This window comes from Mesorhizobium sp. L2C084A000 (genome assembly GCF_000502875.1).
Classification (GTDB): Bacteria; Pseudomonadota; Alphaproteobacteria; order Rhizobiales; family Rhizobiaceae; genus Mesorhizobium.
Genome location: NZ_AYWX01000007.1, coordinates 117,209 through 136,525, shown reverse-complemented (window position 1 = coordinate 136,525; position 19,317 = coordinate 117,209). Strand labels below are relative to the sequence as shown.

Annotated in this window: 19 protein-coding genes; 10 read left to right on the top strand and 9 right to left on the bottom strand. The window is 63.3% G+C overall.

Translation table 11 applies throughout. From position 1 onward, the window contains the following. Positions 1 to 13 precede the first annotated feature (13 nt). The 7 genes from dhaL (at position 14) to X735_RS149565 (ending at position 5,489) form a co-directional block, all read left to right on the top strand. Positions 14 to 616 (top strand): dihydroxyacetone kinase subunit DhaL, encoded by a 603-nt coding sequence (dhaL, locus tag X735_RS149535; protein WP_023811614.1) that lies wholly within the window; start codon positions 14 to 16, stop codon positions 614 to 616. Then, complete coding sequence (gene dhaM, locus X735_RS149540) at positions 613 to 1,002, top strand: dihydroxyacetone kinase phosphoryl donor subunit DhaM (protein WP_013528085.1); 390 nt, start codon at positions 613 to 615, stop codon at positions 1,000 to 1,002. Before dhaL ends, dhaM begins: the two co-directional genes overlap by 4 nt. A gap of 21 nt (positions 1,003 to 1,023) precedes the next feature. After that, a complete protein-coding gene (locus X735_RS149545) occupies positions 1,024 to 1,326 on the top strand; it encodes an HPr family phosphocarrier protein (RefSeq protein WP_023811613.1) in 303 nt (100 codons plus the stop codon). Continuing rightward, positions 1,310 to 2,896, top strand: a complete 1,587-nt coding sequence (gene ptsP, locus X735_RS149550) for a phosphoenolpyruvate--protein phosphotransferase (protein ID WP_023811612.1) — start codon at positions 1,310 to 1,312, stop codon at positions 2,894 to 2,896. The genes X735_RS149545 and ptsP overlap by 17 nt, the downstream gene beginning before the upstream one ends. Before the next feature lie 11 nt (positions 2,897 to 2,907). After that, positions 2,908 to 3,330 carry a hypothetical protein gene (locus X735_RS149555; RefSeq protein ID WP_023811611.1) on the top strand — a complete coding sequence of 141 codons (423 nt, stop codon included), beginning with the start codon at positions 2,908 to 2,910 and terminating at the stop codon, positions 3,328 to 3,330. An 89-nt stretch (positions 3,331 to 3,419) separates the two neighbouring features. Beyond that, positions 3,420 to 4,406, top strand: coding sequence for a dihydroxyacetone kinase subunit DhaK (gene dhaK, locus X735_RS149560; RefSeq protein WP_023811610.1), 987 nt, complete (start codon positions 3,420 to 3,422; stop codon positions 4,404 to 4,406). Between the two features lie 63 nt (positions 4,407 to 4,469). Then, on the top strand, positions 4,470 to 5,489 hold the full coding sequence (locus tag X735_RS149565; protein WP_023811609.1) for a nucleotidyltransferase family protein: 1,020 nt from the start codon (positions 4,470 to 4,472) through the stop codon (positions 5,487 to 5,489). A 7-nt stretch (positions 5,490 to 5,496) separates the two neighbouring features. Here the strand turns inward: X735_RS149565 and X735_RS149570 are convergent, their stop codons facing one another. The 4 genes from X735_RS149570 to X735_RS149585 all read right to left on the bottom strand — a co-directional run bounded on the left by X735_RS149570 (position 5,497) and on the right by X735_RS149585 (position 8,417). Further along, positions 5,497 to 6,384, bottom strand: a complete 888-nt coding sequence (locus X735_RS149570; protein ID WP_245273227.1) for a serine kinase — start codon at positions 6,382 to 6,384, stop codon at positions 5,497 to 5,499. Positions 6,385 to 6,470: 86 nt separating this feature from the next. Continuing rightward, positions 6,471 to 6,905 carry a lasso peptide biosynthesis B2 protein gene (locus tag X735_RS149575; protein ID WP_023811607.1) on the bottom strand — a complete coding sequence of 145 codons (435 nt, stop codon included), beginning with the start codon at positions 6,903 to 6,905 and terminating at the stop codon, positions 6,471 to 6,473. Continuing rightward, positions 6,905 to 7,390 (bottom strand): PqqD family protein, encoded by a 486-nt coding sequence (locus X735_RS1000000169810; RefSeq protein WP_245273226.1) that lies wholly within the window; start codon positions 7,388 to 7,390, stop codon positions 6,905 to 6,907. Before X735_RS1000000169810 ends, X735_RS149575 begins: the two co-directional genes overlap by 1 nt. 244 nt (positions 7,391 to 7,634) lie before the next feature. Further along, positions 7,635 to 8,417, bottom strand: a complete 783-nt coding sequence (locus X735_RS149585; RefSeq protein ID WP_031213397.1) for a DUF2259 domain-containing protein — start codon at positions 8,415 to 8,417, stop codon at positions 7,635 to 7,637. Positions 8,418 to 8,626: 209 nt separating this feature from the next. Here X735_RS149585 and X735_RS149590 point away from each other — a divergent pair, with 209 nt between their 5' ends. From X735_RS149590 to X735_RS149600, 3 genes are all read left to right on the top strand, one after another. Continuing rightward, positions 8,627 to 10,534, top strand: coding sequence for a propionyl-CoA synthetase (locus tag X735_RS149590; protein ID WP_023811605.1), 1,908 nt, complete (start codon positions 8,627 to 8,629; stop codon positions 10,532 to 10,534). A 115-nt stretch (positions 10,535 to 10,649) separates the two neighbouring features. Then, a complete protein-coding gene (locus X735_RS149595) occupies positions 10,650 to 11,732 on the top strand; it encodes an acyltransferase (RefSeq protein ID WP_023811604.1) in 1,083 nt (360 codons plus the stop codon). Positions 11,733 to 11,872: 140 nt separating this feature from the next. Next, the gene (locus X735_RS149600; protein ID WP_348625592.1) at positions 11,873 to 12,727 is read left to right on the top strand and encodes a metallophosphoesterase family protein; all 855 of its coding nucleotides are present in this window, start codon (positions 11,873 to 11,875) and stop codon (positions 12,725 to 12,727) included. A gap of 74 nt (positions 12,728 to 12,801) precedes the next feature. On the opposite strand, the gene X735_RS149605 is transcribed toward X735_RS149600, so the two are convergent. From X735_RS149605 to X735_RS149625, 5 genes are all read right to left on the bottom strand, one after another. Then, positions 12,802 to 15,189, bottom strand: coding sequence for a polysaccharide biosynthesis tyrosine autokinase (locus tag X735_RS149605; protein ID WP_023811602.1), 2,388 nt, complete (start codon positions 15,187 to 15,189; stop codon positions 12,802 to 12,804). A gap of 225 nt (positions 15,190 to 15,414) precedes the next feature. After that, positions 15,415 to 16,311, bottom strand: coding sequence for a UTP--glucose-1-phosphate uridylyltransferase (locus tag X735_RS149610; protein WP_013528099.1), 897 nt, complete (start codon positions 16,309 to 16,311; stop codon positions 15,415 to 15,417). Between the two features lie 74 nt (positions 16,312 to 16,385). After that, a complete protein-coding gene (locus X735_RS149615) occupies positions 16,386 to 17,354 on the bottom strand; it encodes a glycosyltransferase family 2 protein (RefSeq protein ID WP_023811601.1) in 969 nt (322 codons plus the stop codon). Further along, on the bottom strand, positions 17,344 to 18,294 hold the full coding sequence (locus tag X735_RS149620) for a glycosyltransferase family 2 protein (protein ID WP_023811600.1): 951 nt from the start codon (positions 18,292 to 18,294) through the stop codon (positions 17,344 to 17,346). The genes X735_RS149615 and X735_RS149620 overlap by 11 nt, the downstream gene beginning before the upstream one ends. After that, complete coding sequence (locus X735_RS149625; protein WP_023811599.1) at positions 18,294 to 19,289, bottom strand: glycosyltransferase family 2 protein; 996 nt, start codon at positions 19,287 to 19,289, stop codon at positions 18,294 to 18,296. The genes X735_RS149620 and X735_RS149625 overlap by 1 nt, the downstream gene beginning before the upstream one ends. Positions 19,290 to 19,317: the final 28 nt, after the last annotated feature.

Here is a 19,317-nt window from a genome sequence, read left to right as displayed (position 1 = left end):
GAATGCGGGTGACATGGCGGCATTGAACCTTGCCCGGCTGATCGCGGCCGCTGCGGATACCATTGCCGCTCACGCCGAGGAGTTGACGGCGCTCGACCAGGCGATCGGCGACGGCGACCACGGGCTGAACATGAAGCGCGGCTTCGAGGCCGTGCGCGCCGAAGCCGAAGCATTTTCGGCCAAACCGCTGCCCGATGCCCTGAAGGCGATCGGCACCAAGCTGGTGATGACGGTCGGCGGCGCCTCCGGCCCGCTATTCGGCACCCTGTTCCTGGCGCTCGGCAAGGAGATTTCAGCGGCGCCTAATCGCGCCAATCTGACGGCAGCGTTCGGCAAGGCGATCGAAGCGGTGGCCGCGCGGGGCAAATCGCAGATCGGACAAAAAACCCTGCTCGACGTGCTGCAGCCGGTGCATGACGCGCTGCTGCAGGGAAAGACAGCTCTTGAAATCGCCGATATCGCCGACGCGGCGGCCGAGGCGACCGTGCCTATGAAAGCCTTGCGTGGCCGCGCCTCGTTCCTTGGCGACCGCTCGATCGGCCACATGGATGCCGGTGCACGTTCGACCGCGCTTCTGGTGCGCACGATCGTCGAAACGTTGGAAGGTCAGCCATGAGCAATGTCGGCATCGTCATCGTTTCGCATTCGCCGCTGGTTGCCGAGGGCACGGCCGACATGGTGCGCCAGATGGTGGGCGACGAAGTGCCGCTTGCATGGTGCGGCGGAAACGGCCATGGCGGGCTCGGCACCAATGTCGAGGCGATCATGGGCGCCATCGACAAGGCCTGGTCGGAAGCCGGTGTCGCCATTCTGGTCGATCTCGGCGGTGCCGAGACCAACTCGGAAATGGCGGTGGAGATGATCGGCGAGCCACGCTCGCACAAGATCATCGTCTGCAACGCCCCGATCGTCGAAGGCGCGGTGATGGCGGCGACCGAGGCCTCAGGCGGCGCCTCGCTCAGGGAAGTGGTGGCGACGGCGCACGAATTGTCGCCGTCGTGAGTGAACGGGAAGCTTGAAGACATGTCCGCATCCGCCGAAGCGACCGTTGTCGTCACCCACGAGGTGGGCCTGCACGCGCGTCCTTCGGTGAAGTTCACCAAGCTGGCCAAGACTTTCGCCGCCGAGGTGGAAATAGCGCTGGCCGCCAACGGGCCATGGTTCGACGCCAAGAGCATCGTCAAGGTGATGGCGGCCAAGGCGCCGAAAGGCACGCTGCTGCATATCAGGGCCAGCGGCGACGGCGCCGATGATGCCGTCGATGCGCTGGTCGAGCTGGTGCGCCGCGATTTCGACGAAGGCACGGACCATGTCCGAACCGCTTAGGCTGCAAGGCATTTCGGCCTCGGCCGGCTATGCCGAAGGGCCGCTGTTCGATCTCGACCAGACTGTCGGCTCCTATGTCGGCAAAGAAACGGCCGACGACGAGAAGGCGGCGCTCGAAACCGCAATCGCCATCGCGGCGGGCCGCCTCACCGCATTGATAGACGCGGCTGAAGGCGACGCCGCCGACATCCTCGAGTTCCAGATCGCCATGCTGGAAGATGATGCGCTGAGCAGCCTGGCCTTTGCCGCTATCCACGCCGGCCAGCCGGCCGATCAGGCATGGCGGCAGGCGCTCGACGCCGAAATCGCCGGCTACGATGCTTCCGACCAGGATTACTTTCGCGCACGTGCCGCCGACATACGCGACATCAGGGATCAGGTGCTGCGGGCACTGACCGAGGCTGGTGACGTCCAGGTTCCAGCCGGCGCCATTCTCTACGGCGAGGACATCGCGCCGACGCGCTTTCTCGAAACCGACTGGAGCAGCGGCGGCGGCATCGCGCTGAAGGCGGGCAGCACAGCCAGCCACGTCGCCATGCTGGCGCGCTCGCGCGGCGTGCCCATGATAGTCGGGCTTGGTGCTTTGCCGGCTCACTTTGCCGGCATTGTACTGCTCGATGCCGAACATGGCGGCATCGTGCTGTTGCCGTCCAAGGCTGAAATCGACGCCTTCCGCCAATTGTCTTCGTCGTTCACGGTGCGCCGCGACCAAGCCGGGACTTTCCTGGCGCGGCCGGCGGCGACCAGGACCGGCACGCCGGTACGCGTGCAGGTCAACATCGCCGACCCGTCCGAAGTCGACGGCATCGACATCGCCACCTGCGACGGTGTCGGCCTGATGCGCACCGAATTCCTGTTCGGCAAGTCGCTGCCGGATGAGGAGACGCAGTATCGCGCCTACCGCAAGGTGCTGGAGTGGGCCGGCGACAAGCCGGTGACGATCCGCACCGTCGATGCCGGCGGCGACAAGCCGGTGCCAGGCTTCACGGTCGACGAGAGCAATCCGTTCCTCGGCCAACGCGGAATCAGGCTGTCGCTGGCAAGACCGGAGGTGTTTCGTGTACAGATCCGTGCGCTGCTGCGCGCCGCCGTGCATGGCAGTCTGAAAGTGATGTTCCCGATGATCGCCATTGTGGAGGAATACCGACAGGCTGCGGCGATGTTCGCCGAGGAACAGGCAGCACTTGCCGCGCGCGGTATCGCGAACAAGATGCCGCCGCTCGGCATCATGGTCGAGGTGCCTTCGGTGGCGATCGTGCCGGAAGCCTTTACAGAGGCCGCCTTCTTCTCGATCGGTTCCAACGACCTCACCCAATATGTCATGGCGGCCGCCCGCGACAACGCTGCCGTGGCCCATCTCAATTCGGTCCGTCATCCAGCCGTGCTGCGGCTGATCGCTGCCGTGACCGCGTTTGGCGAACGAGAAAAAATACCGGTCAGCCTGTGCGGCGATGCCGGCGGCGATCCCGCCTCGATACCGTCACTGCTCGAGGCCGGCCTGCGCGATCTTTCCGTCGCTCCGGCGCAACTCGCCATGGCCAAGGCAGCCATCGCGGACGTTTCTGTCTAGGCGCGGCTGGCATGGTCGACATCAAACCCGAACCTGGCTCCGAGGAGGCGATCCGCGCCTACAAGACGATCCTGTCGCACGTCATCGACCAGCGCCCATCCGGCATGCGCCAGCGCCTTGCCGATGCGCTTGGCAAGCACCGCAGCTTCGTCACGCAGATTTCCAGCCCGGCCTATTCGATCCCGATTCCGTCAAAACATTTGCCGGCTATCTTTTCGGTGTGCCATTTCAGCCCGGCCGAGCGTGACCAGTTTCTCGCCGCCTACCATCAGGCGCATCCGGGAAAAATTTCGATCGCATCAGGCATGCGCAAGACGCGGCATGTCTCGCTGATCGTGCCGGATTTCGGCGACGACAAGCAGAACGCCGCGCTCGACAAAGCGGTAAACGACTTCATCCAGAAGATCACCAGCATCACTGGCAAGGGTAGCTGATCGAACGCTTTGTTTTACGCAATTCCGGAAAAAACGCGACACACTTTTCCTGGAATTGTTTGGAAGGCCTATTTCCGGAGGAGACGATCGTGAAGAAGTTCATGAACTCGGTGGACACGGTGCTGACCGAGAGCCTCGACGGATTCGTGGCCGCCCATGCCGACATCCTGGTGCTTGGCGACGCGCACAAATTCATCCGGCGCAAGACCTTGCGGCCGGGCAAGGTGGCGCTGATCTCGGGCGGCGGCTCCGGCCACGAGCCGCTGCATGGCGGCTTTGTCGGTCACGGCATGCTGGACGCCGCCTGCCCCGGCCAGGTGTTCACCTCGCCGACACCGGACCAGATGCTGGCGGCGGCGCAAGCCGTCGACACCGGCGCCGGCTGCCTGTTCATCGTCAAGAACTATGAGGGCGACGTGATGAACTTCGACATGGCGGCCGAGATGTCGGACGGCGTCCAGCAGATCGTGACCAATGACGATGTCGCCGTCGAGAATTCTTCTTATACGACGGGCCGGCGTGGCGTCGCCGGCACGCTGGTGGTGGAAAAGATCGTCGGCGCGGCGGCCGAACATGGCCTGGCGCTGGCGCCGTTGAAGGCGCTGGGCGACCGCGTCAACACGGCAACCCGCTCGATGGGCGTGGCGCTGACCAGTTGCACGGTGCCGGCGGCGGGCAAGCCGACTTTCGGCATCGGCGACGGCGAGATGGAATTCGGCGTCGGCATCCATGGCGAGCCCGGCCGCCGGCGCGACACGTTGAAAAGCGCCGATGCGATCGCGCAGGAGATTTGTGCCGCGATCCTGGGCGATCTCGGCGACAAGGCGAAAGGCCCGGCGCTGCTGTTCGTCAACGGCTTCGGCGGCACGCCGCTGATGGAACTCTATCTGATGTACAACAGCGCACGGCTGATCTTCGAGAAGCGTGGCGTGACGGTGGCCCGTTCGCTGGTCGGCTGCTACGTCACTTCGCTCGACATGGCCGGCTGCTCGATCACGCTGACCATGCTCGACGACGAGACGACCGGATTTTGGGATGCGCCGGTACACACGGCAGCGCTGCGCTGGGGTATGTAAAGCTGGCTTCCACCCTGCTTTTCTGCAACATCTTTCCCTTCAATCGCAACATTGTCCGGGTTGATGCTGCCACCGCTTACCCCTGCCGAAGAAAAGCTGCTGCTGCGCTACGCAGATCCGGAAGCGCCGACTGTCGACGTCGATAATTTGTCGGCAAAGACGCTGATGTCGCTGCTCGACAACGCCGAATTCCATGGCGTCCTGCCGATCATGCTGCGCAAGCTCAGCGGCGACGCGCAACTGCCATCGGATCAGGAGTTGGGAGACAAACTGGAGGACCTGCGCCAGAAAGCGACGATCGCCACCGGCCAGTCGATGCTGTTGAAGTATCATGGCGACCGCATCATGAAGGGACTGGCGGCGGACAATATTCCGGCGCGGATCGTCAAGGGGCCGGCCTTCGCGCGAAAGCTCTACCGCAACGTCGCCGACAGGCCGTTCACCGATATCGACATCCTCGTCGAACCCGCCAATCTGGCCAGGGCAAACCGGGTGATCGCGGCATGCGGCTTCGAGCTTGGCAGCAACGAGGCCGAATCCTACGAATTGCAGGAATTCAAATGGCTCGAAAAGGAGAATTCCAGCCTGCTGGTCGAACTGCATGGCGACCTCGTGCATGACACCGGCATGCGGCGGCGCCTGTCGCTGGGTTTCCCAGAATTGCGCGCCATTGACGGCGACGCGACCGACACGCCGGCGGCTCTTCTGACGATCGCCATCGTTCACGCCGCCGGCGGCCACAAATTCCACCGGCTGCAGCTTTGCGTCGACGTGCTGCAAGGGGTGCGGGCGCTGCAGTCGCCGGAAGCGGAAACATGCCTGTTCGATGCTGCCCGCATGACCGGCATCGAACTCGAACTGGCTGTTGTGCTCGATGTGACGGGCCAATTGTTCAAGGAGAGCCGAGCGCTTGAACTCGCCGCCCGGATCAAGCCCGATCTCTCGATACGGCTGGCCAAGCGGTTGATCACCACGAATACGCTGCTCGGCGTCAATTCCAGGGACAGACTGGGCTCGCGCCTGCGCCGCGACGCCTTCCGGTGGATCCAGAGATTGGCCAAGGCCAGGCCGCAAGTAGCCTGACTTGACGTCAATCCAGGGTGGCGCTGATCAGCGCCGCAGCGTCAGCCGGGCGCGCGCCCACCTCCAGCCGGAAGGTCGGCACCGCATTGACCAGCCCGCCGATGGTCGCCAGCCGGCGCTTCTGCATGGGCAGCAGCCCGGTCATGCCCGTGCGGACATTGTCCACTGCCAGCGCCACCATTGCGTCGGTCCCGGCCATGGCGACGAGCCGGGTCTGGCTGTCGGCGGAACGCGCCAGGTGCAGGAGGGCCGCCACCGGCCGGGCGGTCGCGTTTTCGACCCGAACGATCCCACTCAGCCTTTCAAGCGGGACGGGCTGTTCGCTGTTGCGATCCCACGTCTGGCCAAGGCATCGCGCCACCTGCGGGATCATTTCGGCAGTCTTCTGGTGGATTTTTACGGCGCGCGGCAAGCCCCAGGCGACGACCTTGCCAGAAGCGACATTCAGGATCATGGCGTCGTCGGAGCAGAGGCCAAAGCCCTGTGTTGCCAGCGCGAGCGACGTCGTGGTCTTGCCGGTGCCGCTCGGAGCATGGATCAGCACCACCGCATCGCTGTCCGGCAACGTCAAGCCGGCAGTGTGCAGCATATGCTGGCCACCGGCGTCGAGCGCGGCGTCGAGCACCAGCATTGCCGGTGTCCACGCGGCTTTCGCGCCAGGGCGGATCCGGAGTTCGGCCCAGCCCGCCACGCCATTGATGGCAACGGTCTGACGCTCGGGAAAGACCAGATGGATGATACCACCATCCTCGATCATCCGGCAGTGACCATCCTCCGGCACCTCGCCATCGAAGACGAGGGATCCGTTGGGTGCCTCGTCCAAGGTGACTGTCTCGGCGATCTCGAGACGAAAGTCCGGCTCGACGGGTTCCGCGATACGCAGGCTGCCCAGCATCCGGTCGAAATCCTGCCACAGCTCGGGGCGCTCGGCCGATATGCCAAGGATCAGGCCGTTGAGGCCATAGCAGGCTGAAGGTCTGGTCAAGCGGGGCGCGCCTTTACGGCATCGGCATGATGACGATAGATTTCGACCATGCCGGGAAGCTTGTCGCTGACCACCGGCCTGCCATCGAGGCAGACCCAGCAATGCGCTGCCAGGCGCTGCGCTTGCATCGACTGCGGATCGACGCCGAAGCGCAGGTCCGGATCGAAACCGGCTAGGCGCAGGAAACGATGACCTAGCAGACCCTCCCTCAGGCACCTGCGGTCACGCATCAGCCAGGGATGGCGGACGGCGCGGTTGACACTCGCGACGATGTAGGCGGACGGCAGACCGCGATAGGGCGTCGACGAGGCGAGCGGCGCCCATTTGAGCACCTCCTCGAAGCTCCGGTTGGTGACAAGGACCGGCATCAGCCGCGCGCTTGCCCAGAGATGGCAGCGAAACAGAGCGCGCAGGAGCGGGCCGTCAGCCATCAAGCACCTGGCGCGGCGAGGATACCTTCAGAGATCAGATCCGTGGCCAGTGCCGCCATGTCCTGATCGAGCGTCCCCTTGTCAACCTCGAACTCCTCGCAAAGCAGGTCGACGATCTGGTCGAGGTTGCGCGCGCCGTCCACCTTGTCGAGAAAGGCTTCGGTCGTGCCGTTGCATGTATAAAGCTGGCCGCTGCGCGCCAAAAGCACGACTGCGCCATCGCCCACATGCTGCACGGAGGCATCCTCGGCTAGCCGCAGAACGGTTCCAGAGACTATTTCCACCACGCCCCTCCAAGCCACGCTCATCCCGGAAATCAGATAGCGCGGAGGTGGAGCGCTGTCTATCAGCCGATCATGGGAGCCCAGTGCACCGGACCAACGGCTTTGCTGACAGATTCTCCGCCCCAGTCGCGTTAGAACCTGCTCGGTTGCGTCTTCCCGGCCGCATTCGTCCCAGAAATAGTCATCGGTGAAATGTGACAAGCAGCGGGCCGGCCGGCAGCGGACGTTGCATTTCTTCCCCTAAGTAAGATAAAACCTGTCCGGGTATTGGGGAGATAGCGTATGCGTTACAATTGGGAGCGAGCTCCGACGAGCTTCGAACGTCACAGAAAAGCGCTGGCTACAGCCATTTTGATCGCTGGCGGCATTGGCTTCATGCTTGTGGCCCTGCCGATCTAGAAACAACCTTCAGACACAGCGGCTGCCGGCGCCTGGGCGCAACCTCTCAGCGTGGCTGCCCGGTCACCGCGAGGAAGCGACGATCGCGCCCCTCGAAACCCTGGCTGAAACGCTGGACCAGCACGACGATCACCGCCGGCTTGCCGGCCGGGGTGAATTGGTAGGATTCCGACAGGCTGTAGGAGGTCGGGCAGTTTCTTGAGCCCGGCACGGTCTTGTCCTCGTGCAGGATCTTGATCGGCTTGCCATCCTGGCCTTGGAGCGTCAGCCGGAAGCCGAGCGCCTTGCCTGCCTTCTCACCTTGAAGTGGCTTTTCCCCTTGAAGTGCCTGGTCGCCTTGCTGCGTCGCATCGAAACTCGCCGAACAATCGGTCGCGCTGGCCGCCAGGATTTCGTCGAGCTGGATGGTCGAAATGCCTGTTTCGCCATGGAGCGGCGCCAGCCATTTCCGCGACACCTGTTCGAGGCGGGAGATGTCGTTGTAGGCAACCATTTCGCCCGGGAAGGTAAACTTGTCGGAAGCGGCCTGCTCGGCCACAGATGTGATCGCATATTGGGCGAGAACGGGCGCTGCCTGAGCGGCGGCCTGCGCCCTCGCCTGCTCCAGGGTCAGTGTCGCTTCCTCCGTCTCGTCGACGACGAGGATCGGCTTGCCGCCAACCACCTGATCCGTACGGGTATCGATGATGTCGATCTGCGACCAGCCGGAGTCCGAGACACCGGCGTCGAGCGTTCCATATTGCTCGAAGGCGAAATAAGCGCCATCCGGCGAAAAGCCGATGATGTGCCGTGCCGCGGCATCGCCGGCTTCAGCGGTTCCGGTGGACATAGCAAGTAGGGCGCCCGTGACCGATGATTGCGCAAAGCGCCCGATGAACCGCACAGCAGCAAACATCACCAACCCCAATCCTGTCTCGCAATTCATAGCTGCTTGCCCCCAAGCGCCAGGTCGATGCCGTCGCCACAATGGCGTGGATTTGCGGCCAAGGTTAGAGCGCGCTATCTGGAAGGAAGAAAACATTTCCCGGGGAGGTACGGATGGCTTCACGCTATCACGAGGTCTATGAAGGCTGGAAGCGCGACCCGGAGCGCTTCTGGGCGGACGCGGCTAGCGGCATCGACTGGTATTCGCCCTGGGACAAGGTGTTCGACGCCGCGGCCGGCGTCTATGGCCGCTGGTTCACCGGCGCCACCTGCAACACCTGCTACAACGCCATCGACCGCCATGTCGCGGGCGGGCGCGCCGATCAGATCGCGCTGATCCATGACAGCGCCATCACAGGAATGGTCAGGAAGTTCACCTATGCCGAGCTGAAGCGCGAGGTAGTTGCACTCACCTCTGTGCTGAAGAATCGCGGCATCGGCAAGGGCGACCGCGTCATCATCTACATGCCGATGGTGGCCGAGGCGGCCATCGCCATGCTCGCCTGCGCCCGCATCGGCGCGGTGCATTCGGTGGTCTTCGGCGGCTTTGCCTCGCATGAGCTTGCCACCCGCATCGACGATGCCAGGCCGAAGCTGATCATTTCGGCATCCTGCGGCCTGGAGCCGGGCCGCGTCGTTGCCTACAAGCCGTTGCTCGACAAGGCGATAGAGATCTCCCGCCATAAGCCGGACGCCTGCCTGATCCTGCAGCGCGACCAGTTGCGCTGCGAGATGAAGGAGCATTTCGACATCGACTATGCCGATGCGGTCGCCCGCGAACGGGCAGCGGGCGCCAATGTCGATTGCGTGCCGGTGCTGGCCACCGATCCGCTCTACATCATCTACACATCGGGCACGACCGGCCAGCCCAAGGGCATCGTGCGCGACAATGGCGGCCACATGGTCGCGCTGAAATGGACGATGGAAAACGAGTTCGGCGTCAAGCCGGGCGAGGTGTTCTGGGCGGCGTCCGATGTCGGCTGGGTGGTCGGCCATTCCTACATCGTCTACGGACCGCTGCTGCATGGCTGCACCAGCATCCTGTTCGAGGGCAAGCCTGTCGGCACGCCCGATGCCGGCACCTACTGGCGGGTGATAGCGGAGCATGGCGTGGTCGCGCTGTTCACCGCGCCGACCGCATTCCGCGCCATCAAGGGGCAGGACCCGAAGGGCGAGTTCATTGCCAAACACGACCTCTCGAAATTCCGCACGCTGTTTCTTGCCGGCGAGCGCGCCGACCCGGAAACCATCAAATGGGCGGAGCAGAAGCTAGGTGTGCCTGTGGTCGACCATTGGTGGCAAACCGAGACCGGCTCGCCGATGACGATCAATCCCGCCGGCCTTGGCCTGTTGCCGGTGAAATACGGCTCGCCCGGCGTGCCGATGCCCGGCTACGACATCCGCGTGCTCGACGATGCTGGCCATCAGGTGCCTCGCGGCACACTGGGCAATGTGGTGGTCAAACTGCCGCTGCCGGCCGGCTGCCTGCCGACGCTGTGGCATGCCGACGCACGGTTCCGCCAAGCCTATCTCGACGAGTTCCCCGGCTTCTACAAGACGGCGGATGCCGGTATGGTCGACGACGACGGCTATCTCTACGTCATGGCCCGCACCGACGACATCATCAATGTCGCCGGCCACCGGCTCTCCACCGGCGCCATGGAAGAGGTGCTTTCGGCCCATCCCGATGTCGCCGAATGCGCGGTCATCGGCATTGCCGACGCCATGAAGGGCCAGGTTCCGCTGGGCTTCGTGGTGTTGAACGCAGGTGTAACCCGCGATGTCGGCTCCATCGAGAACGAGGTGGTCGGCCTGGTGCGCGAACGCATCGGCCCGGTAGCCGCCTTCAAGACGGTGGTGACGATCAAGCGCCTGCCCAAGACGCGTTCGGGCAAGATCCTGCGCGGCACCATGCAGAAGATCGCCGACAAGGAAGAATGGACCATGCCGGCGACGATCGACGATCCGATCATCCTCGAGGAGATCACCAAGGCCCTGAAGGACCGTGGGATCGGCCTTTGAGCGGCTGAAGGCTTTGGCTTGTCGAGGCCGCTTTTCGGATCGACGAGCAATCTTTTATTGTGCAACGCAGCAATGCGCCCTACAGTGCTTGCGGGGGGCCATCGACACAGGTCGCATGGCTCAAAAGAAGATTACATTTGGCGGCGTCGACATCCTGCGCTTTCTCGCCGCCCTCATGGTCATGGTTTACCACTATGGCTTCTGGGTGTGGGCGTATCCGGACGGTGTTTCGGCGCGCGCGACGGGCGGCGTTCCCCCGCAGCCGGCAATAGGCGCCTGGGTCGAATCCGGCTGGGTCGGCGTCCAGATCTTCTTCGTCATCAGCGGTTTCGTCATCGCCTTCAGCGCCGAAAGGTCGACACCCCTACAGTTTTTCGAAGCAAGGGTGAAACGGCTGGCGCCGGCGGTTTGGATCTGCGCACCGGTCACGGCGGTGGTGCTGCTGCTTGTCGGCCTCAGTTGGCCGACCGATGCCGTTATCAGGCTCCTACGCACCGGCCTGTTCGTTCCGTACGCGCCTTGGGTGGACAGCGTCTACTGGACGCTGGGCATCGAGATCGCCTTCTATGCTATCGTCTGGATCTTACTCAGCCTTGGCCGCTTCCATCTGATGGAGATTGTGGCCGTCGCCATCGGCTTGGTCAGCACGCTGTTTTGGTGCCTGTATTACCCGCTCGGCTGGGCCGATCTTGCCGAAACACGCACGCTCGCCCTGCTTCTGGTGCATCACGGCGTTTTCTTCGCCACCGGCGTCATGCTGTGGCTGATGCGCTTCAAGGCGGTGACAGGCGCCCGACTTGCCTTCTGCGCCCTGTTCCTGGCCGGTGGTGTGCTGCAGATCGCTAGTTCGGTCGACGTTCATATCCTGAAGGTCGGGCGGGATATGCCGTTCGCGCCGCCGATCCTCATCTTCCTCATCGGCATCGCGCTGATGGCATGGTCGCTGCGGCTCGACCTTTCGTGGAGCGGCTGGCGCCGGATCGGCCTGATGACCTATCCGCTCTACCTGCTGCACGATGTCGTCGGCGCGGCCCTGCTCGGCATCCTGGTCCGCGCCGGTCTGCCACATCTGTTCTCGATGGCGGTCGTCGGCGCGACGATGATCGCGGCAAGCTGGCTGGTGGCGATCGAGGCCGAACCACGCATCCGGCTGCTGCTCGACCACACCGTTTTCCGTTATCGGCTCAAGGCAGCCTGACGACGATCCGGCATTACCGGCCCAACGGCCGACGTAAAGCATGTCGCGCCTGAGCGGATTCAGGCTTTGTTTCCACACAGGCCGTTCTTCCAAAACCGAGCTCATTTTTGGGCGACATGCATTGGCGGTCCCAACCCGGCGTGGTTGCATTTTCCACGATTGCGGAATTCTCCGTTTCGGGCAAGATATCAGGCGCTTATGCCTTCCGCATGAGAGTTCGCCTCGAGACGCCGCACGTGACCCTGTTCCAGCGAAAACCCCGCATCGCGGCGCGTCCGCGCCTGGATATCGACATGCAGGATGCCGTTGTCTACGCGATCGGCGACGTGCATGGCTGCTACAAGGAACTCCGCGCCCTGGAGCAGAACATCCTGCTCGATTCGCTGCGCTTCCAGAGCCGCAAGATCATCGTCATGCTTGGCGACTACATCGACCGGGGGCTCCAGTCGGCGCGGGTGCTCGATCACCTTCTGGCGCCGGCGCCGAAAGGGTTTCAGCGCATTTGTCTTGCGGGCAACCACGAAGTGGCCATGCTGAACTATCTCGACGGACATTTGTCGCGCGAGCCCTGGCTGGCGACGGGCGGCCTGCAAACCCTGTTTTCCTACGGCATCGATCCGGCGCGCCTCACCAGCCTCTACGGGAGCAGCGCGCAGATCGACAGGCGCATAAGGGAGATCATTCCAGAGGATCACGTCAGCTTCCTACGCGGGCTGCCGATCATGGTCCGCTCGCGGAAGTTCGTGTTCGTCCACGCCGGCATCAGGCCCGGCGTCGACCTTGCGGCGCAAACCGACCACGACCTAATTACCATCCGTTCGGACTTCTTCGAGGCAACACACCTGCTCGACCGCTGGGTGGTGCACGGGCATACGCCGGTGGATGTCCCGAAGCTCGAAGGGCGCCGGCTCGGCATCGACACAGCCGCCTTCCAGAGCGGACGCCTGACCGCCGTCAGGATCGCCGACAAGCAAGGCAGGCTGATCTTCTCCTGACGCATCGATGTTCAGGTGTGCTGACCTGAAGATCGATACACCTCAAAGTGGCCCCACGCGCGCAATGACCGATGTCAGACCGGCGCCTTGCCGCGCACTTCCGACTTTTCCAGATAGTAGCTCGAATATTTATCGAAGAACTTTTCCGAGCCACCGAACGATCCGTATTTGGCCAGTTTCTTCAAATCGACCTTGTTCAGCACCGCGCCGACGATCTTGTTGGCGACATAGGGTTCGGATTCCAGCATCGACCTGACCATCGCGCGAGGCGTGCGCCCCCACTCGGTGACCAGGACAAACCCGTCGACCAAGGGGGCGAAGGCCTTGGCGTCGACCACCGGTCCGAGCGGCGGCAGATCGACGACGATGTATTCGAACGTCTCCTTGGCGTTCTCGATGAAGCGCCGCATGCCGGCCGAGGAGAGAAGTTCGCTGGTATGCGAGAAGTGACCGCGCAGCACCGCCGGGATGATCGCCAGCTTCGTCTGCCTGTCGATCTTGCCGACAGACTGCCAAGTCTGGCCGCTGACAACCGCTTCCATCAAACCCTGCTCGGCTTCCATGCCAAGGCCCCGGCTGAGGCCGGGATTGCGCAAGTCGCCGTCGATCAGCAGCGTCTTGGCGCCATTGGCGGCAAGCAAGCCCGCGAGATTTGCCGCGACCGTCGACTTGCCCTCGCCGGGAAGCACCGAGATAATGCCGATGACGCGGCTGCCTTGCCCTTCCATCACGACGTCGAAGGCGATCTTGGCGCTGCGCAGCGTTTCGGAGAACATCGAGGCTGGAGAATCGATGCTGACCCGCATGCGCGCCCGCCTTTCGGCCGCCGACAGCGATTGAGTGGTCTTGGCGTCCACCTGGGTATCGCCCGGCTTTTCTTCCTTGCCGAGCTTGCCGCCGATCGTCGGCAGATAGCCGAGGAATTTCAGGTTGACGCGGTCGCGCACGTCCTCGCCGGTCCTGAAGAAGCGTTCGTTGAACTCGTTCAGCCCACCAAAGCCGGCGCCCATCAGCAGGCCAAGCACCAGCGAAAGTCCGAGCACGACGATGGTGCGCGGGCTTGACGCGGCAAACGGCATCGAGGCGTCCGAGATGATGCGGATTTTGCCGACCGGGAAGGATTGCTGCTGCGCGGCTTCCTCGTAACGACCCAGGAATGTCTGATAGAGCGTGGTGAGCGCCGTCGCCTGCTGATCGAGTTCACGCAGCTTGACTTGCGTCTGGTTGTCGACGGAACTCTTGCCTTGCGCGGCCGCGACGTTGGCCCTGAGCGCGGTCTCGCGTGCCTGCGCCACCTCATACTCGTTGCGATAGCTTTCGGTCAGCTGCTTCAGCTCGCCGAAAATCTGCGTCGATATGTCGGCCTTCTCCTTGGAGAGAGCCACCGCCTGCGGGTGCTCGGGGCCGAAATTCGCCTCGACGTCCTGCAGCCGCTTGGCCACTGTGAGGTAGCGGGTCTTGAGCGCCGATATGACCGAACTGCTTGGCTGGTCGCTCGATATGGCGGCATCCTTGAAGGCGTTTTCGGAGCCGCTGTCGACAATGGCCTTGTACTGCTGGTAGCGGGCGCTGGCGCGTGCGGTGTCGGCCTGCGCCACGATAAGCTGGGCGTTGAGGTCGGAAAGCTGCTTGTCGCTCATCAGCTGGCCATCGCTGTTGGCGGCCAGCCCATGTTCGGCCCTGAATTTCTCAACCGCGAGCGAAGCTGCCTGCGAACTCTGGCGCAGCTCCGTCAACCGGCCCTGCAGCCACACCGCAGCCCGCTCGGTGGCATCGAAGCTCGCATCGAGCTGATCGGCGAGATAGGCATCGGCATAGGCCTTGGTGATGGCGTTTGCCAAGGCCGGATCCGTCGCCTGATAGCCGAGCGCGATGACGTAGCTTCGGCCGACGCGTTCCGCCCGGATCTCGTTCTGCAGCTTGAGGATAGCGTAGTCGCGGCGCGACGTGGCGATCAGCGCATCGCGGGCGGCGGGGTCGAGCTTGCTGAAGTCGGCGCCACCCGGAAGGGAAGGGCTGGGGCGGACATACTGAATCACGCTGCGGATAAGGCCTATGCCTTGGGCAAGCGCCGACTGGGGCGGATTCATGAACGTGTCGTTCTGGTCGAGCTTCAGCTTGTCGACGACCACGGCGGCAAGCCGCGTCGAGGTCAGGATCTCGATCTGGCTCAGGATGGCGGAATCGGTCTGCATGGTTGTCGACGCCGCCGAGATATCGTCGACAATCTTGTTCAAGCCTTCGTCGATCAGCACGCTCGCGACCGACTGATATTTGGGCGGCGTTGTCTGCAAATAGAACAGGCCCAGGAAGAGACCGATGACGGCACACACGGCAACCACCTTGGCCTGCCGTGCGGCCATGCCAAGCAGCCGCTCGATATCGATGAAGTCTTCGCCGTCTCCTGCGTCCGAATTCGGCAATGGCATCCTCTTGTCGAGAGGAAAATTGGCATAATTCATCTTCGGTCCAATTCTAGAGCCGGTCCGTCGCAATGGGCTCTATCTCACTGTTTCAACATGATCTTTTCCGGAAACCGGGACCCACTTTCCGGGATCATGCCTTGGCTTGCAGGCGCCTCGAAGATCGGGAGCATCGCCAGAAGCGAAGCAAGCGTCGTGCCAGACGGCGAGAACCTGCCGGCCCCTCTTCGCCAGCCATCTGACCATGCTCCCGAAAGATGGGCATTATGCGGCTTCTTCCTGGCGTTCATGCGACCGGACGAACTCCTGAAGCATCTCGAAAACCGGACCCTTCATGTCATCGCGCGCCAGCGCGAAGGCGATGTTGGCCTGGATGAACCCTTCCTTGGAACCACAGTCGAACATGCGGCCGAGGAAAGGCTGGGCGAAGAACGGCTGATCCTTCGACAGACGAACCATGGCATCCGTCAACTGGATCTCGTTGCCGGCGCCGCGCTGCTGATTGCCCAGAAGAGCGAAAATCTCGGGCTGCAGGATGTAGCGGCCGTTGATGTAGAAGTTCGACGGCGCATTGGCCGGCGCCGGCTTCTCGACCATGGCCGTCACCTCGAAACCGCCACCGATCTCGGCGCCACGGCCAACGATGCCGTATTTGTTGGTCTCGCTCGGTTCGCAACGCTCGACGGCGATCACGTTGCCGCCCGTGCGCTCATAAAGCTCGACGGTTTCGGCTAGGCATCCGCGCCCGCCGAAGGACACCATGTCCGGCAGCAGCAAGGCAAAGGGCTCGTTGCCGATAACCTCGCGCGCGCACCAGACGGCATGGCCGAGGCCTTGCGGCGATTGCTGGCGGATGAAGCTGGTGGCACCGGCCACAGGCAGCATGCTTTCGAGCGCCTCCAGCTGGGTCTTCTTGCCGGTCTGCTCCAGGGTGCCGATCAATTCCGGATGCAGGTCGAAATAGTCCTCGATCACCGCCTTGTTGCGACCGGTCACGAAGACGATGTGCTCGATGCCCGCTTCGAAGGCCTCGTCCACCGCATATTGCACGACAGGCCTGTCGACCACGGGAAGCATTTCCTTCGGCATCGACTTGGTCGCCGGCAGGAACCGTGTTCCAAGCCCCGCCACCGGTATCACGGCCTTCCTGATTTTCTTCATCGCAAATTCCTTCTGAGGAGATCGACTTCAGTCCATTCACAGGCCACGAAAAATCCCTCCATGTGCCTGCATCTTCACCTCCCCGCCCCAACGGCAAATTGTGCCGCTATTCTTCGCAACCGCACGGCGATCGGCATGCCCATATGCCTGACCGCCGCCGGGTCGCTGAGCGCTGTCCGGATCGCCTTGAGCGGGGACCGCGCCTTGATGTGCTGTACCAGTGACAGAAACGATGCCGCCTTGCGCAGGCTGCGGCCGCGCCGGGCAAACGCGGCCTGCGCGGCCTCATCCATCCGATGGGTTTGAGCGAACACGGCATCCGCCCTGCGCATCGCTTCGACGTGGTGAAGCTCGAGCACGCGCGAAATGGAGCCGCTGCGAATATGGTAGACATAGCCGATATCGGGCTCGACCACGCATTTGCCGCCCTTGGCCAGGGCTTCGGCAAACAGGACGTAGTCTTCGCCGATCCTCAGCTTTTCGTCGTAGCGAAGCCGGTTTTCGTTCAGGAACTCGCGCTGGAAGATCGGCTTGAGATAGCCGAGGTTGAACTTGGATTCGAAGACAACGTTGCCGGCGATGTAGGTGGCCAGCGAAATCTCGCGCAAGCCTTCCAGATACTGCCGCGGAAACATCGCGTCCTCGATGACGCCATCTTCGCGAACGACCTGCAGATTGTCGACGGCGATCTGGGCATCCGCGCTTTCGGCACGAGCGATCATGGCCGCGAGCCGGCCGGGAAAGACCGCGTCGTCGGAATCGAGAACCGCGATCCATCTGCCTCGGGCGGCGTCGAGGCCGGCATTCCTGGCGCCGCCGGGGCCGCGGTTGCTGGCCAGGGCGACGACACGGACGATATCCCCTGGATAGGCCCGCGCCACGTCGAGCGTAGCATCGCGCGACTTGTCGTCGACGACGATGATTTCGACGCTGACACCCTTCTGGGCGATGGCGCTGGCAATCGCCCGATCAAGGGTCGCCTCGGCGTTGTAGGCGGCAATGACGAAGGAAACATCGGGGACAGAGCTGACGTCAGACTGCACGCTTGCCTCCCTCCTGTGGCGACGGCTGGCCATAGAGGCGGATTTCGCGGATGCCGACGAGGCCGCTGACGACACCGACATGCATAATGCCGCGCAGCACGCTGCGGTTCCTGCGGACCGGACTGACGACGACCGGAAGTGCCGAGGCGAAGCAATAGATGGCCTTTGCCGAGGCCAGGCCGACCTGCTTGACCAGGCCGATGCCGCTGGCGCTGCTGCCCAGGAGATGGCCATGCGTCTGGCCGACGCGGAAGCGGCGGCGGCCGAGCCAGTCGAATGCCGCCCTTGAGCGCGGCACCACCTCGTCGACCCAGGCCTCGGGCGAGAACGCGATGCGGCCGCCCGCCTTGTGCATCTGATCGAAGAATTCGGTGTCCTCGCCGCCGGTCTGGCCACGCGCCAGGCTGAAGCGGCGGCCGCGCAGGCTATCCGAGCCCATCCGCAGCAGAACATTGCAGGTGTAGCCGGTGCGGATCTCGCCGCGCACCCAGACGGGCAAGGTCGAATGGAAATCGCCGCGCCGCATCCAGTCCGGCGCATCTGGGCGATAGCGCGCCCTGACCGGGCCGAGCACGACGGCGACACCGCTTTGCTGCGCCATCACGACCAGTTCGGCGAGCCATTGATGCGTGGCCGTCTCGTCGTCATCGATGAAGGCGACGAAATCCGCTGTGCTCGCATCGAGGCAGGCATTGCGGGCGATCGAGATGTTGCGCGCCGGGGCATGCCGATAGTGGATCGGCACCGTCAATTCCCGCGACAGCGCCGCCACCAGGTCACGGGCCGTCGGGGTGTCGTCATTGTCGGCGACGATAATGCGGATATCGAATCCCGCCGGCATCTCCATGGCGTCGAGCGAGCGCAGCGTGTCAGCCAGCTCCGGCCGGCGGAACGTGCAGACGCCGATGTCGATGCTGCGGTTCTTTGCCGACACTGCCATCAGGCCACTCCGCGTCGCGAGCCGAGGCCGAGAAGCTGCAGCCAGAAGCCAACCGACCAGCCAAGATGCATGACCATGGCCGAGACACCGGCCAGCGCAACGTCAGCCTTGCGCTGGCGGATAGCCGCCACCAGTCCGTAGCCCAGGCACACCGACACCCACAGCAACAAAGGCACTGCCGCAATCCAATGCACGAAGGAGAAGGCCGCAAGAAGAACCACCGGGAACACCGCCAGCGGCACCATCTGCCGGATCTTTGGGATGACGCGGTGCTTCAGCACATTCTTGGCACGCCCGCGACCGTAGCCGAGATACTGGAAATAGAGGCCTGAGAGCGAGGCGCGCGGATAGTAGACCATCTGCGTCTTGCCACTCATCCAGATCTTGTAGCCGGCCTTGCGCAGGCGATAATCGAGCTCGGCGTCCTCGTTATGGCTGAACGTTTCGTCATAGCCGCCAACAGCGCCGAACGCCGATATCCGCATCAGTGCATGATGGCCGTGATCGATCCACTGTCCCTGCGAAAGATGCCTATGCTTCGAGCCGCCGGTGCCGAGCTTGGAGTTCTGCGCCGCAGCGGCCGCCTTCTGCACGGCACCGCTGCCGCTGGTCAGCATCGAAACGACAACCGAATCCGCTGATGTAGCCAGGGCTTCCTCGACCAGCCGGTCGCAATAATCGTCGGGATAACCGCCATGCGCATCGATGCGGATGAGATAGTCGGCACCATCGCCGAAGGTACCGACGGCGAGATTGATCGCCGCGCTCTGGATGCGCCGCTTGTTGTGGAGCAGGATAACCCGCGGGTCCTTGGCAATCACGTCCTCGACGATGGAAAGCGTGCCGTCGGTGCTGCCGCCATCGGCGACGATGATCCGGGCGCCAAGCCGGGCGGCCGCGGGCCGCAATTGATCGAGCAGCGCACCGATATGGGCGGCTTCATTCAGGCACGGAATAACGATCAGGTTGGATGAGGGTCTTTCGGTTTGCGTCATCAACCCCTGTCCATCTTGCCTCTGTCCA